The following is a 17480-nucleotide window of genomic DNA, read 5'->3' on the forward strand; positions in this document are numbered from 1 at the left end:
CATGCGCCATATCCAGGGCGATGGCATCTCCCCGTGGGGTTCCCCCGAGGGGGGTCATCAGCAGTGCCTGGGCGTGGTGATTTCGCTTCCCCCGGCGCTCAGCGCCGAAATCGACGCCTGGCGTCGGGACTTCGGCGGTCCGGATGCCTTGGTGATCCCTCCGCACATCACCCTGGTCAGCGGGAATGCGACCAGTGAGTGGGAGCCGGCCGCGGCCCACGTGCGCTCCGTGGCGGCGGCATCGGCTCCGTTCACCGTGCGCCTACGCGGAACCGGCAGCTTTCGACCGGTCTCCCCAGTGGTCTTCCTGAACGTGGTCTCCGGCGCGGAAGACTGTGCGAAGCTGCACCACGAGCTGCAGTCCGGGCCGCTGGCCCACGACCAGGAGTTCCCGTACCACCCGCATGTCACCATCGCCCACGACCTGCCCGAGGCGGACATGAACCGGGCGGCGGAGCAGCTGTCCGGGTTCGACGACGAATTCACGGTCGAGTCCATCGGCCTCTTCGACCATGACGAGGCCGGGAACTGGTCCCTGAGCGAGGAGCTGCGCCTTGGCTCGGACGACCCGCAGGGCTGAGCCCGAACCTGGTACCCGGGCGCCGGGAATCAGGGCACGCCGTTTCGTGGCGGCCCCGTCCCTGCCCCCGCCCAATCCGCTGGACCGCGCGGCGCTCGGGGAGCGCTGCCATCAACTCGGCCTGCAACTGGAGCTGACCCGACGCAATGGCGCGGGCACCTCCGCGGTCGTCTCCGCCCTGTTTAGCTGGAGCATAGCCGTGGTCGCACGGCTGTTCCCGATGCGGGTCTGGAACCTCTACGTCAGGCGCCGCGGGCCGCTGCTGGCCGCTGGTTGCGCCTACCGGATGTTCTTCTCCATCGCTGCGATGCTGGTGGCCGGGTTCGCCATCCTGGGCATCTTCGCCGCGGGAAATCCCGTGCTGAGCGACGGGATCATCGACATCGTGGCCGATGGCGTCCCCGGCCTGCTGAATACCGGTGAAGGCGGGCTCGCCACTCCCGAGCAGCTGCTGGGCAGCACCCGCATCGGCCCGACCCTGATCATTTCGCTGGCCGCCCTGCTGATCACCTCCCTGGGCTGGATCACCGGAATCCGCGAGGGCATCAGGACGGTGCTCGGACTGGCCCGTGACCGAACCAACCCCATCGTCTCCAAGCTGCGTGACCTGGGCACGCTGGGCATTCTCGCGGTGGCACTGTTGGCCACCAGCGTGCTGGGCATTGCGAGCACCTCGGTGCTTGAACGCCTGGCCGGTGTCATCGAGGTCGGCGTCGAGATCTCCTGGGCCACGACCCGGCTGGTCTCGCTCGTGGTGATGCTGCTGCTGGACGTGGCCGTCAGCATGGTCCTGTTCAGGGTCGCCTCCCGGGTGCGGATGCCCAAGAAGGTGTTGTGGACGCTGGCCATCGCCTCCGGCCTGGGTGCCAGCGTGCTGCGCTACTTTTCCGCGTTGTTGCTGGGAAGCCTCACCAGCAACCCGGTGTTGGCGCCCTTTGCGGTGATCCTGGGCCTGTTCGTTTGGTTCTTCCTGCTCAGCCAGGTCTACCTGGCCTGTGCCGCCGTCGGAGCCGTCATGTCGGCCGACCTGAAGCACGCCAAGGCCTGAACCCTCCGCGCCCCAACGACGCCTAGAACATTTCTCCCCGGGGCGAACCGAGGGACTGCCTGCGGCCGTGGATCTCGGACCGGACCTGCGCTTTAATCAGCGAAGGGCATCGTTCCAGCTGCCGGAAGGCCGGCAGTTGGAACGACGCCCCTCGGGCGGCTCTCTCCTTAGATCGAGCGGGCCAGGATGGCCTGCTTGACCTCGGCGATGGCCTGGGTGACCTGGATGCCACGCGGGCATGCTTCGGTGCAGTTGAAGGTGGTGCGGCAGCGCCACACGCCTTCCTTGTCGTTGAGGATCTCCAGACGCATGTCCCCTGCATCATCGCGCGAATCGAAGATGAAACGGTGGGCGTTGACGATCGCGGCCGGGCCGAAATACTGGCCATCGGTCCAGAACACCGGGCAGGAGGAGGTGCACGCGGCGCAGAGGATGCACTTGGTGGTGTCCTCGAATTTGGCGTGGTCCTCTGCCGACTGGTAGCGCTCCGTGGAGGGCTCGTGGTCCTTGTTCACCAGGAACGGCATGATCTCGCGGTAAGACTGGAAGAACGGCTCCATGTCGACGATCAGGTCCTTTTCAAGGGGCAGGCCCTTGATGGCTTCAACGGTGATCGGCTTGGAGTGGTCCAGGTCCTTGAGCAGGGTCTTGCAGGCCAGGCGGTTGCGGCCGTTGATGCGCATGGCATCGGAGCCGCAGACGCCGTGGGCGCAGGAGCGGCGGAACGACAGCGAGCCATCGTGCTCCCACTTGACCTTGTGCAGGGCATCCAACACTCGGTCGGTGCCGTACATGGTCAGCTCAAAGTCTTCCCAGTAGGCGTCGGCTGTGGTCTCCGGCAGGTACCGGCGGACACGCAGGGTGATGTTGAACTGCTGGATTTCTCCGCCGCCGCCCACACCCGGCTTCAATGTGATCTTTGAGGCTGGTTCCGGAAGTTCCGTGCTCATTAGTACTTACGCTCCATCGGCTGGTAACGGGTAAAGATAACGGGCTTGGTCTCCATGCGGATGCCGGAGATGCCCTCTGTGGTTGCCGAATCGTCCTTGTAGCACATGGAGTGCTTCATGAAGTTCTCATCGTCGCGATCCGGGTAGTCCTCGCGGTAGTGCCCGCCACGGGATTCCTTGCGGTGCATTGCAGCGGTGGTCATGACCTCGGCCATGTCCAGCAGGAAGCCCAGCTCAATGGCTTCGAGCAGGTCCAGGTTGAAACGCTTGCCCTTGTCCTGAACCGAGACGTTCTTGTACCGAACGCGCAGCGCCTCGATGACCTCGAGTGCTTCGTTCAGGGACTTCTCGTCACGGAAAACCTGCACATTAGCGTCCATGACCTCCTGCAGTTCCGCACGGATGGGGGCCACCCGCTCGGTTCCGGTGGAAGTAAGCATCGAGGAGATCTGATTGATCGTGAACGCCTCGGGATCTTCCGGGAGCTCGACGAAGTCGGCGCCTAATGCGTACTTTGCCGCCGAAACACCGGCACGCTTGCCGAACACATTGATGTCAAGCAGCGAGTTGGTGCCAAGCCGGTTGGATCCGTGCACCGAAACGCAGGCGACTTCACCGGCCGCGAACAGGCCCGGGATGATCGTGTCGTTGTCCTGCAGGACCTGGGTATCGATATTGGTCGGAATGCCGCCCATGGCGTAGTGCGCGGTCGGGTAGACAGGCACCGGATCCGTGAACGGTTCCACACCCAAATAGGTGCGGGCGAACTCGGTGATGTCCGGGAGCTTGGCTTCGATGTGCGCCGGCTCCAGGTGCGTAAGGTCAAGGAGGACATAGTCCTTCTTGGGGCCGCAACCACGTCCCTCGCGGACTTCGTTGGCCATGGCACGGGCGACGATGTCACGCGGCGCCAGGTCCTTGATGGTCGGTGCGTAGCGCTCCATGAAGCGCTCGCCCTCGGAGTTGCGCAAGATGGCGCCTTCACCACGTGCGCCCTCGGTGAGCAGGATGCCCAAGCCGGCGAGGCCGGTCGGGTGGAACTGGAAGAACTCCATGTCTTCCAGCGGGATGCCGTTGCGGAAGGCGATGCCCATGCCGTCACCGGTGAGGGTGTGCGCGTTGGACGTGGTCTTGAAGACCTTTCCGGCTCCGCCGGAGGCGAAGATGACGGACTTGGCCTGGAAGACGTGAAGTTCGCCCGTGGCGAGGTCGTAGGAAACGACGCCCGCGACGCGCTTCTGCTTGTAGGCGGTGCCGTCCTCGCGGAAGGCATCCTCCTCAACCATGAGCAGGTCGAGCACGTAGTACTCGTTGTAGAACTCGACGTTGTGCTTAACGCAGTTTTGGTACAGCGTCTGCAGGATCATGTGGCCGGTGCGGTCCGCTGCGTAGCAGGCGCGGCGCACGGCGGCCTTGCCGTGGTCACGGGTGTGCCCGCCGAAGCGGCGCTGGTCGATCTTGCCCTCGGGTGTGCGGTTGAACGGCAGACCCATCTTTTCCAAGTCGAGGACGGCGTCGATGGCTTCCTTGGCCATGATCTCGGCTGCGTCCTGATCAACTAGGTAATCGCCGCCCTTGATCGTGTCAAAGGTGTGCCATTCCCAGTTGTCTTCCTCGACGTTGGCCAATGCCGCACACATGCCACCCTGTGCCGCACCGGTGTGCGAACGCGTCGGGTAAAGCTTGGTGAGCACGGCCGTACGTGCGCGCTGGCCGGATTCGATGGCGGCGCGCATTCCGGCTCCGCCAGCGCCGACGATAACGACGTCGTACTTGTGTACCTGCATGCTGGATGCTCTCTCTCTGAATGCTCTAAATACTGATTCCCGGCGGCAAGCCGGTGCCCCTGGCTACTTATGCGTGGCAGATGGCGCCGGGCAGCGGGACGTTGTTGGCGTCCACCAAGCACGGATCAAAGGTGAAGATCACCAGGGTGCCCAGCACGATGATTACAGCCGTAGCCACGTAGAGGATGCCCTTAAGCCAGACACGGGTGAGTGCCTTCTCCGCGTAGTCGTTGATGATCGTACGAATGCCATTGGTGCCGTGCAGCATTGCCAGCCACAGCAAGGCCAGGTCCCAGAACTGCCAGACCGGGTCCGCCCACTTGCCGGCAACGAAGCCGAAGTCGAGGCCATTGATGCCGTCGCCGACCATTAGGTTCGCGAACAGGTGCCCGAAGATCAGGACAACAAGTGCGACGCCGGAAAGGCGCATGAAGAGCCAGGCGAGCATTTCGAAGCTGCCGCGGCTGGTCTTGGCACGGTTGTACTTCGGGTCGATGCGTCCCGAACGCGGAGCTTGGATTTCTGTGTTTGCCATGGCTTAGTGACCTCCGAAGGCGAGGGAAAGGTGGCGGATGGCGAAAGCAGCCATCGTGATGATCCAGAGGGCAAGGACGCCCCACAGGATCTGACGGTGGTATTTGGGCCCCCGCTTCCAGAAGTCCACCAGGATCAGTCGCAGGCCGTTGAAGGCGTGGAAGACGATGGCGGCGACTAGGGCGGTTTCGCCCAGCGCCATTAAGGGGTTCTTGTAGGTGCCAATAACTGCGTCGTAGGCACCGGGCGACATGCGCACCAGTGACGTATCGAGCACATGGACCAACAGGAACAAGAAAATAACGACACCTGTTACGCGGTGTCCCACCCAAGACCACATGCCTTCGCGGCCGCGGTAGAGGGTGCCTGACGAAGTCTTCGACACTGAATTAACCTCCATGCTTCGCAGGGCGTTTGTGAGTTTTCCACACAAAGAATTGACGCCGGTGCGCGAGCGTTCCTTGCCCGAGTTTAGACCACATCATCAGCCCCCGTCCTGCTTTAGCCCCATGGTTGTGAGTAGCGTCACCGGACATGCCCAAGACTCGCGGATTATCAGGCATCAAGTCCGTAATAGATCAGATGGAAGTGACCTAATAAGGGAGCGGCGAAGGGTCCTGGTTTCGGGAATGTGGATTAGCCTTGGTCAAATGAACGCAGAAATTCTGGCTCGCTTCTACGGCGTCATTCCCGCAGGCGGCGTCGGTACCCGGCTGTGGCCGCTGTCCCGGGCAGCAGCCCCCAAATTCCTTCACGACCTGACCGGCTCGGGTTCCACCCTGATCCGTGCCACGTATGAGCGGATGATTCCACTGACCGGTGACCGGATCATGGTCGTGACCGGGATGGCCCACCGCACCGCGGTGCTGGCGCAGCTTCCCGAACTGGCCGATGAGGACCTGGTTCTGGAATCCGAGCCCAAGGACTCGGCTGCGGCGATCGGCCTTGCAGCGGCCATCCTGCACCGCAGGAATCCTGACCTGATCATGGGCTCGTTCGCCGCGGACCAGGTGATCGGCCCGGTCGAGGTGTTCCAGGACGCCGTCCGCGAGGCCATCGCCACGGCGGCAACGGGCAAGATCGTGACCATCGGCATCCGCCCGACCCTTCCCTCGTCCGGGTTCGGTTACATCCGCACGGGTGCGAAGCTGGAGGTCGACGGGGCCCCTTCCGCCCGCGACGTGGTCGAATTCGTCGAAAAGCCCAGCGAGGACACGGCTCGCGGATATCTGGCCAGCGGCGACTACCTGTGGAACGCCGGCATGTTCGTGGCCCCGGTGTCGCTGATGCTCGAGCACCTGGCACGGAACGAACCGGCCTTGCACGACGGCCTGCAGGAAATCGCTGCCGCCTGGGACACCCCCGAGCGGGACGAGGTCAAGGCCCGGATCTGGCCGACTCTGCCGAAGACGGCCATCGATTACGCGGTGGCCGAGCCCGCCGCCGCCGCCGGAGACGTCGCCGTGATTCCGGGGGTCTTCAACTGGGACGACGTCGGGGACTTCGCCGCCATCGGCCGGTTGAACCCGGCCTCCGAATCCACCGGGATCACCGTCATGGGGGATGGGGCCCGCGTCTACTCCGATGATGCCTCGGGCATCGTGGTCAGCGACACCAAGCGGGTGATTGCGCTGATCGGCATCCAGGACGTGGTCATCGTCGATACCCCTGACGCCTTGCTGGTCACCACCAAGGACCACGCGCAGTCGGTCAAGAAGGCAGTGGAACACCTCAAGGCCTCCGGCGACATCGACGTCCTGTAGCCCCGCGACACATGGGGGTTACAAACAGGCGGGCGGTAACCGGGCGCAGTAGTGTTTTGAGTGTGCAGACGACTTCAGGAAAAACACAGCAGATCCCTTCGGTGGCGCCCTGGGTGGCCCCGCTCATGGAACGGCTTCTAGCGTTCCGGCGCGATGTGCATGCAAACCCCGAACTGTCCTTCCATGAGCACCGCACCACGGCGCTCATCGCCTCCACGCTGCGGGAGTCCGGACTGGAGCCGGTGCTGCTCGAGGGAACGGGCGCCTTCGTCGACATCGGGGCGGGCCCGATAGCCCTGGCGCTCCGCGCGGATATCGATGCGCTGCCGATCCTCGAGGAAACCGGGCTCGACTACGCCTCCACCAACGAGGGCGTCTGCCACGCCTGCGGCCACGACATTCACACCACGGTGATGATCGGCGTCGCGCTCGCGCTCAAGTCCATGCTCGACGACGGCATGCTGACCGGCCGCGTCCGCGTGATCTTCCAGCCCGCCGAGGAGACCATGCCCGGCGGGGCCCTCTCGGTGATCGCCCAGGGCGTGCTGGACGAGGTTCCTCGCATCCTGGCCCTGCATTGCGAACCGCGCATCGATGTCGGCAGCATCGGCACCCGCATCGGCGCCATCACTTCCGCCTCCGACACCATCAAGATCGAACTGGTCGGCCGCGGCGGACACACCTCGCGGCCGCACCTGACCGAGGACATGGTCTTCGCGCTCTCGCAGATCGCCATCAACGTCCCGGCCGTGCTGGGTCGGCGGATCGACGTGCGTTCGGCCGTCTCGGTGGTCTGGGGCCAGATCCACGCCGGTAGCGCGCCGAATGCCATTCCCGCCGCCGGCTACCTCGCCGGGACCATGCGCTGCCTCGATGGCGAGGCCTGGGCCGGTGCCGGGGACCTGCTCGACGAGGTGGTTCGCCAGGTGGCGGCCCCGTACGGCGTCGAGGTGAAGCTCGAGCATACCCGTGGTGTGCCGCCGGTGATCAACACCGAATCCGAGACGGACCTGATTGAGGATTCCGCGCGTGCCGAGATCGGTTCGGCCGCAATAGTGCTCACCCCTCAGTCCATGGGCGGGGAGGACTTCGCCTGGATGACGAACAAGGTTCCCGGTTCGATGCTGCGTCTGGGCACCCGCACCCCGGGAGGGGAGACCTACGACCTGCACCGCGGAGATTACATTCCCGACGAGCGGTCTATTGTTACGGGCGTCACTGTGATGGCCGCCGCATCACTGCGGGCCATCGCGCAGCTTCAGGACGGGGACGTCCGGCGGTAAACCATCTTCCTACCTGTGGAAACGGAAGCGGGTCGGCAGGCCCGTGGAGGCCGTTGCGCGGGGAGTTCCGGAGGTCGGGGTGTCAGTTTGTTTCGATCACGTTTAGGATATGGGTTGTCGTTACAACCGTTTCACAAATCGGTGTCGACGCTTCGCGACGAAAACAGAGCAATCCTGCGGACACTCGGGCGCGAATGCAATGGTCATCATTCGTATCTGGAGGAACCTTGAAGAATTCCCTTAAATCGATCACGCGCAAGGGCACTATGGCTGCCGCCATCCTCGGCGCCTCCGCACTCGTGCTCTCCGGCTGCGGTGCCGCACCGGAAGCCAAGCCCGACGCTGCCAGCCAGGCCCCGACAGTCGACTACACGGCCTGCATGGTCTCCGATGAGGGCGGTTTCGACGACAAGTCATTCAACCAGGCCTCCTACGAGGGCCTGTTGCGCGCCAAGGCCGATCTCGGCGTGAAGATCAACTCGGCCGAGTCGACCTCGTCGACCGATATGAAGCCGAACATCGAGTCGATGGTCAGCGCTGGCTGCAACATCATCGCCACCGCCGGATTCAAGATCGGCGACGCCACGCTCGAGGCGGCGAAGAAGTACCCGAAGGTCGACTTCGCCATCGTCGACTTCGGTTACGAGACCATGCCGGCAAACCTCCGTTCGCTGAGCTACAACACTGATGAAGCTGCCTTCCTGGCCGGCTACTCGGCAGCTGCCTACACGAAGACCGGCAAGGTCGGTACCTTCGGCGGTGCCGAGATCCCGCCCGTGACCATCTTCATGGATGGCTTCCTGCAGGGTGTCAAGCACTTCAACGAGGTCAAGAACAAGGACGTCCAGGTCGTCGGCTGGGGCACCTCGAAGTCATTCGTCAACGACTTCACCAACACCGTGAAGGCACGTCAGATCGCCGACAACATGATTGCCGACGGCGTTGACGTCATCATGCCGGTCGCCGGCCCGCTGGGCCAGGTCGCCGTTGACGCGGTCAACGAGTCCTCCTCCGACACCGATGCAGTCGTCTGGGTAGACACCGACGGCTTCGAATACGCCAAAAACGGCAAGGACGTCGTCCTGACCTCCGTCATGAAGGAAATGGGCAAGACCGTTGAGGAGTCCATCGACATGGGCCTGAAGGGGACGTTCAAGTCCGAGGCCTACGTTGGCACGCTCGCCAACGGCGGCGTCGCCATGGCTCCGTTCCACAACTTCGCCGACAAGGTCCCTGCTGACCTGCAGGCCGAGGTCGATGCGCTGAAGGCCGACATCATCGCCGGCAAGATCAAGGTATCCTCCGGCTCCTAGCCGAGGGAACGATGGACGGCCGTGGCCGGGACGGGGATGCCTCCCCTCCCGGCCACGGCCGATCCATCCCCACCCAGCAACGAAGAACAATATCGCTTCCCAACCTCCAGGGCGGAAAATCGGCATGAAATTGGAACTGCAAGGGATCACTAAGTCCTTCGACGGATTCGTGGCCAACGACCATATCGACCTCGTGGTCGAACCGGGACAGGTCCACTGTCTCCTCGGTGAGAATGGGGCCGGCAAGTCGACCCTGATGAATGTGCTTTTCGGACTCTACGAACCCACCGAGGGCCGGATCCTGATCGACGGTGAACCTGTGGTCTTCAAGGGCCCCGGTGACGCCATGGCAGCCGGCATCGGCATGGTGCACCAGCACTTCATGCTGATCCCGGTGTTCACTGTCGCCGAAAACGTCGCCCTGGGCAACGAGAAGACGGGTGTCGCCGGCTTCCTGAAACTCGAGGAGACCCGCAAGGCCATCCGCGAGATCTCCGACCGCTACGGATTCGACGTCGATCCCGATGCGCTGGTCGAGGACCTCCCGGTCGGCGTGCAGCAGCGCGTGGAAATCATCAAGGCGCTGGTTCGCAACGCGAACCTGCTGATCCTCGATGAGCCGACCGCCGTGCTGACGCCGCAGGAAACCGACGAACTGATCTCGATCATCGGCCAGCTGACTGCCGCCGGTACCTCGATCATCTTCATCTCGCACAAGCTGCGCGAGGTCAAGGAGGTCTCCGACAAGATCACCGTGATCCGCCGCGGCAAGGTAGTGGGCACAGCCAACCCCGACGCCCCCGTCACGGAACTCGCATCGCTGATGGTCGGTCGTTCGGTCGAGCTTTCGCTCGGCCGCACCCAGGCAGTTCCCGGGGAAGCGAAGCTGCAGATCCGCAACCTGCTGGTGCGCCACGAAAACGGCGTGCCCGCAGTGGACCATGTCTCCTTCGACGTCCATGCCGGTGAGATCCTCGCCGTCGCCGGTGTCCAGGGCAATGGCCAGACCGAACTGGTCGAGGCCATCATGGGCCTGCGTGAAAAGGCCACCGGCTCGATCCTGCTCGACGGGAACGAACTGCTGGGCCGCAGCGTCAAACAGATCATCAACGCCGGCGTCGGGTACGTCCCGGAGGACCGCAGCACGGACGGGCTGATCGGCTCCTTCAGCATTGCCGACAACCTGGTCCTGAACCGCTATGACCGGGCCCCCATGTCCAAGGGATTGGCCCTGAAACCGGCCAAGATCGCCGCGTCCGCCGTGGAAAAGGTCGCCGAGTACGACGTCCGTGCCGGTTCCGCGCAATCGCTCATCTCGACGTTGTCCGGCGGTAACCAGCAGAAGGTCGTACTGGCGCGCGAATTCTCGCGCCCGCTCGAGCTCTTCATCGCCTCGCAGCCCACGCGCGGCGTCGACGTGGGGTCCATCGAGTTCCTGCACCGCCGGATCCTTGCCGAGCGCGACTCCGGTACCCCTGTGATCATCGTTTCCACCGAACTCGACGAGGTCAGGGAGCTGGGTGACCGCATTGCAGTGCTCTTCCACGGAGAACTGATGGGGATTGTCCCGGGCAACACCAGTCGAGAGGTGCTGGGCCTCATGATGGCCGGCACCAGCGCCGAGGAGGCCTTGGCGCAGGTCGCGGCCGAGCCCGGCGAGCACACCACAGAACAGCGCCCGACCTTGCCGGGAGGCATCGCATGAGCACCACCACCACCGAAAAGGCCGGGCCGGGTCTGGGGGAGCGGATACGCACCTCCAGCGCCGTTGTCTCGTTCCTGGCCATCGTCCTGTCGATGATCGTCGGCGGCATCCTGATCGCCATCACCGACGAGGCGACCATCGCCGCTTCGAAGTACTTCTTCGCCGCCCCGATGGACATGCTCGCCGCAGCTTGGGAGGCAGCTTCCGGCGCCTACGCCGCGATGTTCCGCGGGGCGATCTTCGACTACCGGGCCGACACGTTCACGGGCATGATCAAACCGATCACCGAGACCCTGACCATGGCCACGCCGCTGATCACTGCCGCACTGGGCGTCGCACTGGCATTCCGGGCGGGCCTGTTCAACATCGGTGCCCAGGGCCAGCTGATTATCGGTGCAACGCTTGCCGGATACATCGGCTTCACGCTGAACCTGCCCTGGCCGCTGCACATCCTGCTCATCATCATCGCCGCGGCACTCGGAGGTGCACTCTGGGGCGGGATCGTCGGCGTGCTCAAGGCCCGCACCGGCGCCCACGAGGTGATCCTGACGATCATGCTCAACTACGTCGCCATCTACCTGCTCGCGTTCCTGCTGAGCACCCCGATGATGCAGCGCGCCGGTTCCAACGACCCGGTCAGCCGACCCATCAACGAGTCGGGCACCTACCCGCTGATCTTCGGCCCCGATTTCAGGACCCACTTCGGACTGATCATCGCGTTGCTTGCCGTCTGGGGCGTCTGGTGGCTGCTTGAACGCTCCACCACCGGGTTCGAGCTCAAGGCGGTCGGTGCCAATGCCTCGGCGGCACGCACCGCCGGCATCAACACCACCCGGGCCATTGTCCTGGCGATGGTCATCGCCGGTGCCCTGGCCGGGCTCTCGGGCGCCGCGCAGGTCAACGGCACCGAACACTTCGTCGAAGGCAGCGTCGCTGCAAGCATTGGCTTCGACGCGATCACCGTCGCGCTGCTGGGCCGCTCGCGTCCGCTGGGCGTACTTGCAGCTGCACTGCTCTTCGGGGCCTTCCGCTCCGGCGGAGTGGCCATGCAAACCCAGACCGGAACGCCGATCGACATCGTGCTGGTGGTCCAGTCGCTGATCGTGCTCTTCATCGCCGCACCTCCACTGGTGCGCTCGATCTTCGGCATGAACGCGCGCAAGCGCAAACCGGCCAAGAAAACCCCCGACGATACCGAACCGACGCCTCCAAGCGCCGCAGTGACCACCGGGAGCACCCTGTGAACGACACCAAACAGCGCACCAAGAAGGTCACCGGCCGCCGCCGCCAAGGGACGGCAGCGGCAACTGAACTCGACTGGAAGCCGGCCATCGGCTACTCCATCGGCGCCCTGATCGCACTGCTGGTCTTTGCGATCAGCGCCCCCCACTCGACCGCCACCTTCAGGCTTTCCGGACCCGGCGACAAGATCGAGATGGCACCGCTGGTCATTCCCGCGGCGGCTGCCGGCTGGATCCTTGCGATCGTGCTGATCGCTGGAGCCGTCCTGGCCCTGCTGAACGCCCGCGCCGGAAGGAAGAACCCCGGCTGGCTGGCGTTGTCCTACGGGGCAGTATTCCTGGTCGCGTTCCTGATCTGGGTCGTCGGCACGGCAAACAACCCGAACATCTCGCTGGTCACGCTGTTGGGAGGCTCGCTTGCACTGGCACTGCCGATGGTCTTCGGCTCGCTGTCCGGCGTGTTCGCCGAACGCTCCGGCGTGGTGAACATCGCCATCGAGGGCCAGCTGCTGCTCGGCGCCTTCGCCGCCGCGGTGGGTGGCTCGATCAGCCAGAACGTCTATGTGGCCATGATCTGCGCCGCCGTGGGCGGTGTGGTCGTCTCGGCCCTGCTGGCACTCTTCGCCATCAAATACATGGTCAACCAGATCATCGTCGGCGTGGTGTTGAACGTGCTGGTCTCGGGCCTCACGGCCTTCTTCTTCGGCACGCTGCTGGCACCGAACGCCGACGCGCTGAATTCGCCCCCGCGGCTCAAATCCCTGGCCATCCCCGGCCTGTCAGACATCCCGGTCATCGGCCCGCTGCTCTTTGACCAGACGCTGCTGGGCTATGCGATGTTCGTGGCGGTCGGAGCCGTCTGGTTTGCGTTGTACAAGACCCGCTGGGGCCTGCGCGTGCGGGCCGTCGGCGAGCACCCGAAGGCGGCCGACACGGTGGGCATCAAGGTCAACCGCGTCCGCGTGAACAACGTGCTGATCGGCGGAGCCATCGCCGGCCTCGGCGGCAGCTACTACACGCTGGTCTCGGTCAGCCAGTTCAGCAAGGACATGACTGCCGGTGCCGGCTTCATCGCCCTGGCCGCGTTGATCTTCGGTCGCTGGAACCCGATCGGTGCGTTCTTCGCTGCCCTGCTCTTCGGCTTCGCCACCAACCTGCAATACGTGCTGGGCCAGGCCGGAACCGCGGTTCCGAGCCAGTTCATGGCGATGCTGCCGTACGTGGTGACGATCTTCGCCGTCGCCGGCCTGGTCGGCAAGTCCCGCGGACCCGCCGCCTCCGGCGAACCCTATGTGAAGGAATAGGTGGATAGCCCGATGGTTTCGGAACCAATCAACGAGGCGACGTGGGAGCAGCTGCGCGTTGCTGCCACCAACGCCATGGGACGCGCCTACGCGCCGTACTCGAAATTCAACGTCGGCGCCGCGGCACTGACCGAGGACGGACGCGTGGTCTCCGGCTGCAACGTGGAAAACGCAGCCTACGGCGTGACGCTCTGTGCCGAGTGCACGCTCGTCGGGGCGCTGTACATGAGCGGCGGCGGGCGGATCCGCGCCTTCTACTGTGTCGACGGGGCGGGCAACGTGTTGATGCCCTGTGGGCGCTGCCGGCAGCTGCTGCACGAACACCGGGCTCCCGGCATGGTGCTGATGACCGCTTCGGGCATCAGGACCATGGACCAGATGCTTCCCGACGCCTTCGGGCCAGACCGGCTGAACATCACCTAGCGATCCACCGGGCGCCGGACCACTGGTCCGGCGCCCGACCTCATTTACCACCTCGTGAAAGGCCCCCCACCATGAGCACCGAAGCCTTCGACGCCGTCGAGATCATCCGCATCAAGCGCGACCGCGGGGTACTGTCTGCAGCACAGATCGACTGGACCATCGACGCCTATACCCGCGGGGTGATAGCCGAGGAACAGATGGCCGCGCTGAACATGGCCATCCTGCTCAACGGCATGGACCGGGCGGAGATCTCGTGCTGGACCACGGCGATGATCAACTCGGGCGAGCGCATGGACTTCTCGTCGCTGCGCAATGCCGACGGGACGGCCAAACTCACCACCGACAAGCACTCCACCGGCGGCGTGGGGGATAAGACCACGTTGCCGCTGGCCCCGCTGGTCGCGGCGTTCGGGGTGGCCGTCCCGCAGCTCTCGGGCCGGGGACTGGGGCACACCGGTGGCACCCTGGATAAGCTCGAGTCGATCCCCGGCTGGCGGGCCCACCTGTCCAACGAGGCGATGATGGCCCAGCTCTCCGACTGCGGCGCCGTGATCTGTGCGGCCGGTTCCGGGCTGGCCCCGGCGGACAAGAAGCTCTATGCACTGCGCGACGTCACCGGGACGGTGGAGGCCATCCCGCTGATCGCCTCCTCGATCATGAGCAAGAAGATCGCCGAGGGCACCGGGGCGCTGGTGCTCGATGTGAAGGTCGGCTCGGGCGCGTTCATGAAGGATCTGGCCCAGGCCCGCGAGCTGGCAACCACCATGGTGGCCCTGGGCCAGGACGCCGGGGTCCGGACCGTGGCGCTGCTGACCAACATGGACACGCCCCTGGGGCGCACCGCCGGCAACGCGATAGAGGTGGCCGAGTCGATTGAGGTGCTTGCCGGCGGCGGACCCGCCGATCTGGTCGAGCTGACCGTCGCACTGGCCACCGAGATGCTCGCCGCCGTCGGGATGACCGACGTGGACGTGGCTTCAGCGCTGAAAGACGGCCGGGCCATGGACGTGTGGCGGCGCATGATCCGCTCCCAGGGCGGAGATCCGGATGCCGCGCTGCCGGTGGCCCGGGAATCAGAGGTGCTGTACGCGCAGGCCGACGGGGTGCTCAGCGCACTTGATGCAATGGATGTCGGTGTCGCCGCCTGGCGGCTGGGAGCCGGCAGGGCGCGCCGCGAGGATCCGGTGCAGGCCGGGGCCGGAGTGCTCATGCACGCCAAGCCCGGGGACGTGGTGCGTCGCGGCCAGCCGCTGCTGACCATGCTCACCGACACGCCCGAGCGCTTCGAACGGGCCAGGAACGTGCTCGAAGGTGCTGCGACCATCGCCCCGGAGGGCAGCCGCAGCGGCCAGCAACTGATCCTGGAGCGCATAGCCGAGTAACGGTGCGGCTCCGGCGCCGGGGGATGACCCTGATTGACCCCTGAATCATCCCGGGGGTGGAGGTCAAAAGTGCCTGGCATGATCGAGAATGGAAGGGCAGCACCCCCGAGAAAAACCATCAACACTTTGCGCAGGAAGCCGGTACCCCGTGGATGTCATTAACGAAGCGATCCACCACGCATCTAATGCGTGGTGGATCCTGCCCGTGGTGTACATTTTCTGCCTCATTGACGGGATGCTGCCGATCCTGCCCAGCGAGACCCTTTTGGTTGCCCTGGCCTCCGTGGCGGTGGGTACCGGAACGCCGAACATGTTCCTCCTGGCACTGGTCGGCGCGCTGGGCGCCATCAGCGGGGACCAGATCGCCTACCGGCTGGGCCGGCGGATCGGCACCGAACGCTTCGGCTGGATGCGCACCCGCCGATCGCGGAAGCTCTTCGCCTTCGCCTCGCATGAACTGATGAAACGCGGGGCGCTGCTGATCTTCACGGCCCGCTACATCCCGGTGGGTCGCGTCGCGGTGAACTTCACCGCCGGTGCGACGAACTTCTCGATCCGTCGCTTCACCGTGCTCGACGTGATCGGCTGCCTGACGTGGTCCGGGTACTCGGTGGCGATCGGGGCACTGGCCGGGAAATGGTTCCACGACAACCAGCTGCTGGGGATCGGCATTTCCATCGTGCTGGCGATCATCATGGGATTCCTCATCGACCGGGTGATCACGCTGGTGCTCAAGCGCCTGGGCCAGGACACCGAGGCGGACACCTACTCGCACCTGCGCGAGGCCGAGGCTGCCGAACGCAAGAAGACGCCGATCACGATCCCGGGGGACATCATCGAACCCGGCACCGGCAGCTGAACCGGGAATCGCGTGGCGGTGTCGCCGGGCCCCGATCACCAGTAGGCTGTGAAGCGTGACTGAAGAGCTGATCCTTACCGCATATGACCCCGAGTTCGACTTCCGCAGCCTGCCCAAGGTATCGCTGCACGACCACCTTGATGGGGGCCTGCGACCGGCCACCATCGTGGAGCTGGCCGCCGAGGTCGGCCACGAGCTTCCCACCACCGATCCGGTGGCACTGGGCGAATGGTTCCGCGCATCGGCGGACTCCGGATCGCTCGAGCGCTACCTGGAAACGTTCGACCACACCCTTGCCGTGATGCAGACCCGCGAAGCCCTGATCCGCGTTGCCCGTGAATTCGTTCAGGACCTGGCCGATGACGGAGTCATCTACGGCGAGGTCCGCTGGGCCCCGGAGCAGCACCTGAGCCGCGGCCTGTCCCTGGACGACGTCGTCGAAGCGGTCCAGCAGGGCCTGACCGAGGGCGTCGAAGCGGTCAAGGAAACCGGCCGCCCGATCCAGGTCGGCCAGCTGATCACCGCCATGCGCCATGCCGACCGCGGCGTGGAGATCGCCGAGCTCGCGCTGCGCCACCGCAGCCGCGGCGTCGTCGGCTTCGACATCGCCGGCGCCGAGGCCGGCTTCCCGCCCGCGCGGCTGAAGGAGGCCTTCGACCTGCTGGCACAGAACATGTTCCCGACCACGGTGCATGCCGGCGAGGCCGCTGGCCTGGATTCCATCGTCGATGCCATCGTCACCGGCCGGGCACAGCGCCTGGGCCACGGCGTGCGCATCGCCGAGGACATCGAGATCGAATTCGGCGGAACCGATGACGACGGGCAGGACGTCGACGAGGACACCGGACTGGTCACCCTGGGCCCGGTCGCCAACTGGGTCCGCGACCGCGGCATCGCCTTGGAGATCTGCCCGTCCTCGAACCTGCAGACCGGCGCCACGGCCGAGTTCGGGGAAGGCATCGAATCGCACCCGATCGACCTGCTCTACCAGACGGGCTTCACCGTCACCATCTCCCCGGACAACCGGCTGATGAGCGGCACCACGCTCTCGGACGAGTTCGAACTACTCGTGGAGGCCTTCGACTATGACCTCGACGACCTGCTCGAATTCACGCTCAACGCCGCAGAGGCGGCGTTCCTGCCGCTGGAGGAGCGCGAACTGCTCGTCGAGTACATCAACGATGCCTACGCCGAGCTCGGTGACGAGGACGACGAAGAGTACGAGGACGGCGAGGACCAGGACTAGGTCCCGAGACCACCGATGCCCGCCGCCCCGCATCCCGGGACGGCGGGCATCGGTGCTTGGCC

General features: G+C 65.0%; 16 protein-coding genes. 12 read left to right on the forward strand and 4 right to left on the reverse strand.

Features of this window, described 5'->3' with window-relative positions; all coding sequences use genetic code 11:
* The first annotated feature begins 1 nt into the window (after position 1).
* Together E9229_RS10080 and E9229_RS10085 are read left to right on the forward strand one after the other, a co-directional pair.
* Positions 2-580, forward strand: coding sequence for a 2'-5' RNA ligase family protein (locus E9229_RS10080; protein ID WP_183511068.1), 579 nt, complete (start codon positions 2-4; stop codon positions 578-580).
* Positions 555-1628: a YihY/virulence factor BrkB family protein gene (locus E9229_RS10085; protein WP_183511069.1), complete on the forward strand. Its 1074-nt coding sequence runs from the start codon at positions 555-557 to the stop codon at positions 1626-1628. The genes E9229_RS10080 and E9229_RS10085 overlap by 26 nt, the downstream gene beginning before the upstream one ends.
* A gap of 167 nt (positions 1629-1795) precedes the next feature.
* Here the strand turns inward: E9229_RS10085 and E9229_RS10090 are convergent, their stop codons facing one another.
* The 4 genes from E9229_RS10090 to sdhC form a co-directional block, all read right to left on the reverse strand.
* Positions 1796-2578 (reverse strand): succinate dehydrogenase iron-sulfur subunit, encoded by a 783-nt coding sequence (locus E9229_RS10090; RefSeq protein ID WP_183511070.1) that lies wholly within the window; start codon positions 2576-2578, stop codon positions 1796-1798.
* The gene (gene sdhA / locus E9229_RS10095; protein WP_183511071.1) at positions 2578-4365 is read right to left on the reverse strand and encodes a succinate dehydrogenase flavoprotein subunit; all 1788 of its coding nucleotides are present in this window, start codon (positions 4363-4365) and stop codon (positions 2578-2580) included. Before sdhA ends, E9229_RS10090 begins: the two co-directional genes overlap by 1 nt.
* Before the next feature lie 67 nt (positions 4366-4432).
* Positions 4433-4900, reverse strand: coding sequence for a succinate dehydrogenase hydrophobic membrane anchor subunit (locus tag E9229_RS10100; protein ID WP_183511073.1), 468 nt, complete (start codon positions 4898-4900; stop codon positions 4433-4435).
* A gap of 3 nt (positions 4901-4903) precedes the next feature.
* Positions 4904-5284, reverse strand: coding sequence for a succinate dehydrogenase, cytochrome b556 subunit (sdhC, locus tag E9229_RS10105; RefSeq protein ID WP_312855660.1), 381 nt, complete (start codon positions 5282-5284; stop codon positions 4904-4906).
* A gap of 265 nt (positions 5285-5549) precedes the next feature.
* On the opposite strand from sdhC, the gene E9229_RS10110 reads away from it, so the two are divergent.
* The 10 genes from E9229_RS10110 to E9229_RS10155 all read left to right on the forward strand — a co-directional run bounded on the left by E9229_RS10110 (position 5550) and on the right by E9229_RS10155 (position 17418).
* The gene (locus E9229_RS10110) at positions 5550-6662 is read left to right on the forward strand and encodes a mannose-1-phosphate guanylyltransferase (RefSeq protein WP_183511075.1); all 1113 of its coding nucleotides are present in this window, start codon (positions 5550-5552) and stop codon (positions 6660-6662) included.
* Positions 6663-6787: 125 nt separating this feature from the next.
* Complete coding sequence (locus E9229_RS10115) at positions 6788-7945, forward strand: amidohydrolase (RefSeq protein ID WP_246380460.1); 1158 nt, start codon at positions 6788-6790, stop codon at positions 7943-7945.
* Positions 7946-8172: 227 nt separating this feature from the next.
* Positions 8173-9258, forward strand: coding sequence for a BMP family lipoprotein (locus tag E9229_RS10120; RefSeq protein WP_246380461.1), 1086 nt, complete (start codon positions 8173-8175; stop codon positions 9256-9258).
* Positions 9259-9382: 124 nt separating this feature from the next.
* Positions 9383-10963, forward strand: a complete 1581-nt coding sequence (locus E9229_RS10125; RefSeq protein WP_183511079.1) for an ABC transporter ATP-binding protein — start codon at positions 9383-9385, stop codon at positions 10961-10963.
* Positions 10960-12207 carry an ABC transporter permease gene (locus tag E9229_RS10130; protein WP_183511080.1) on the forward strand — a complete coding sequence of 416 codons (1248 nt, stop codon included), beginning with the start codon at positions 10960-10962 and terminating at the stop codon, positions 12205-12207. The genes E9229_RS10125 and E9229_RS10130 overlap by 4 nt, the downstream gene beginning before the upstream one ends.
* Positions 12204-13508, forward strand: coding sequence for an ABC transporter permease (locus E9229_RS10135; RefSeq protein WP_183511081.1), 1305 nt, complete (start codon positions 12204-12206; stop codon positions 13506-13508). Before E9229_RS10130 ends, E9229_RS10135 begins: the two co-directional genes overlap by 4 nt.
* 12 nt (positions 13509-13520) lie before the next feature.
* Positions 13521-13931 carry a cytidine deaminase gene (locus E9229_RS10140; protein ID WP_183511082.1) on the forward strand — a complete coding sequence of 137 codons (411 nt, stop codon included), beginning with the start codon at positions 13521-13523 and terminating at the stop codon, positions 13929-13931.
* A gap of 71 nt (positions 13932-14002) precedes the next feature.
* Positions 14003-15313 carry a thymidine phosphorylase gene (locus tag E9229_RS10145; protein ID WP_183511084.1) on the forward strand — a complete coding sequence of 437 codons (1311 nt, stop codon included), beginning with the start codon at positions 14003-14005 and terminating at the stop codon, positions 15311-15313.
* A 148-nt stretch (positions 15314-15461) separates the two neighbouring features.
* A complete protein-coding gene (locus E9229_RS10150) occupies positions 15462-16172 on the forward strand; it encodes a DedA family protein (RefSeq protein ID WP_183511085.1) in 711 nt (236 codons plus the stop codon).
* A 55-nt stretch (positions 16173-16227) separates the two neighbouring features.
* A complete protein-coding gene (locus E9229_RS10155) occupies positions 16228-17418 on the forward strand; it encodes an adenosine deaminase (protein WP_183511086.1) in 1191 nt (396 codons plus the stop codon).
* Positions 17419-17480: the final 62 nt, after the last annotated feature.

Source organism: Paeniglutamicibacter cryotolerans, from assembly GCF_014190875.1.
Taxonomy (GTDB): domain Bacteria; phylum Actinomycetota; class Actinomycetes; order Actinomycetales; family Micrococcaceae; genus Paeniglutamicibacter; species Paeniglutamicibacter cryotolerans.

Excerpts from the sequence above, each read along its gene's own strand:
- sdhA (WP_183511071.1), bottom strand. The coding sequence starts at position 4,365 with ATGCAGGTACACAAGTACGACGTCGTTATCGTCGGCGCTGGCGGAGCC.
- E9229_RS10145 (WP_183511084.1), top strand. The coding sequence starts at position 14,003 with ATGAGCACCGAAGCCTTCGACGCCGTCGAGATCATCCGCATCAAGCGC.
- E9229_RS10080 (WP_183511068.1), top strand. The coding sequence starts at position 2 with ATGCGCCATATCCAGGGCGATGGCATCTCCCCGTGGGGTTCCCCCGAG.
- E9229_RS10115 (WP_246380460.1), top strand. The coding sequence starts at position 6,788 with ATGGAACGGCTTCTAGCGTTCCGGCGCGATGTGCATGCAAACCCCGAA.
- E9229_RS10140 (WP_183511082.1), top strand. The coding sequence starts at position 13,521 with ATGGTTTCGGAACCAATCAACGAGGCGACGTGGGAGCAGCTGCGCGTT.
- E9229_RS10125 (WP_183511079.1), top strand. The coding sequence starts at position 9,383 with ATGAAATTGGAACTGCAAGGGATCACTAAGTCCTTCGACGGATTCGTG.
- E9229_RS10100 (WP_183511073.1), bottom strand. The coding sequence starts at position 4,900 with ATGGCAAACACAGAAATCCAAGCTCCGCGTTCGGGACGCATCGACCCG.
- E9229_RS10130 (WP_183511080.1), top strand. The coding sequence starts at position 10,960 with ATGAGCACCACCACCACCGAAAAGGCCGGGCCGGGTCTGGGGGAGCGG.
- E9229_RS10110 (WP_183511075.1), top strand. The coding sequence starts at position 5,550 with ATGAACGCAGAAATTCTGGCTCGCTTCTACGGCGTCATTCCCGCAGGC.
- E9229_RS10090 (WP_183511070.1), bottom strand. The coding sequence starts at position 2,578 with ATGAGCACGGAACTTCCGGAACCAGCCTCAAAGATCACATTGAAGCCG.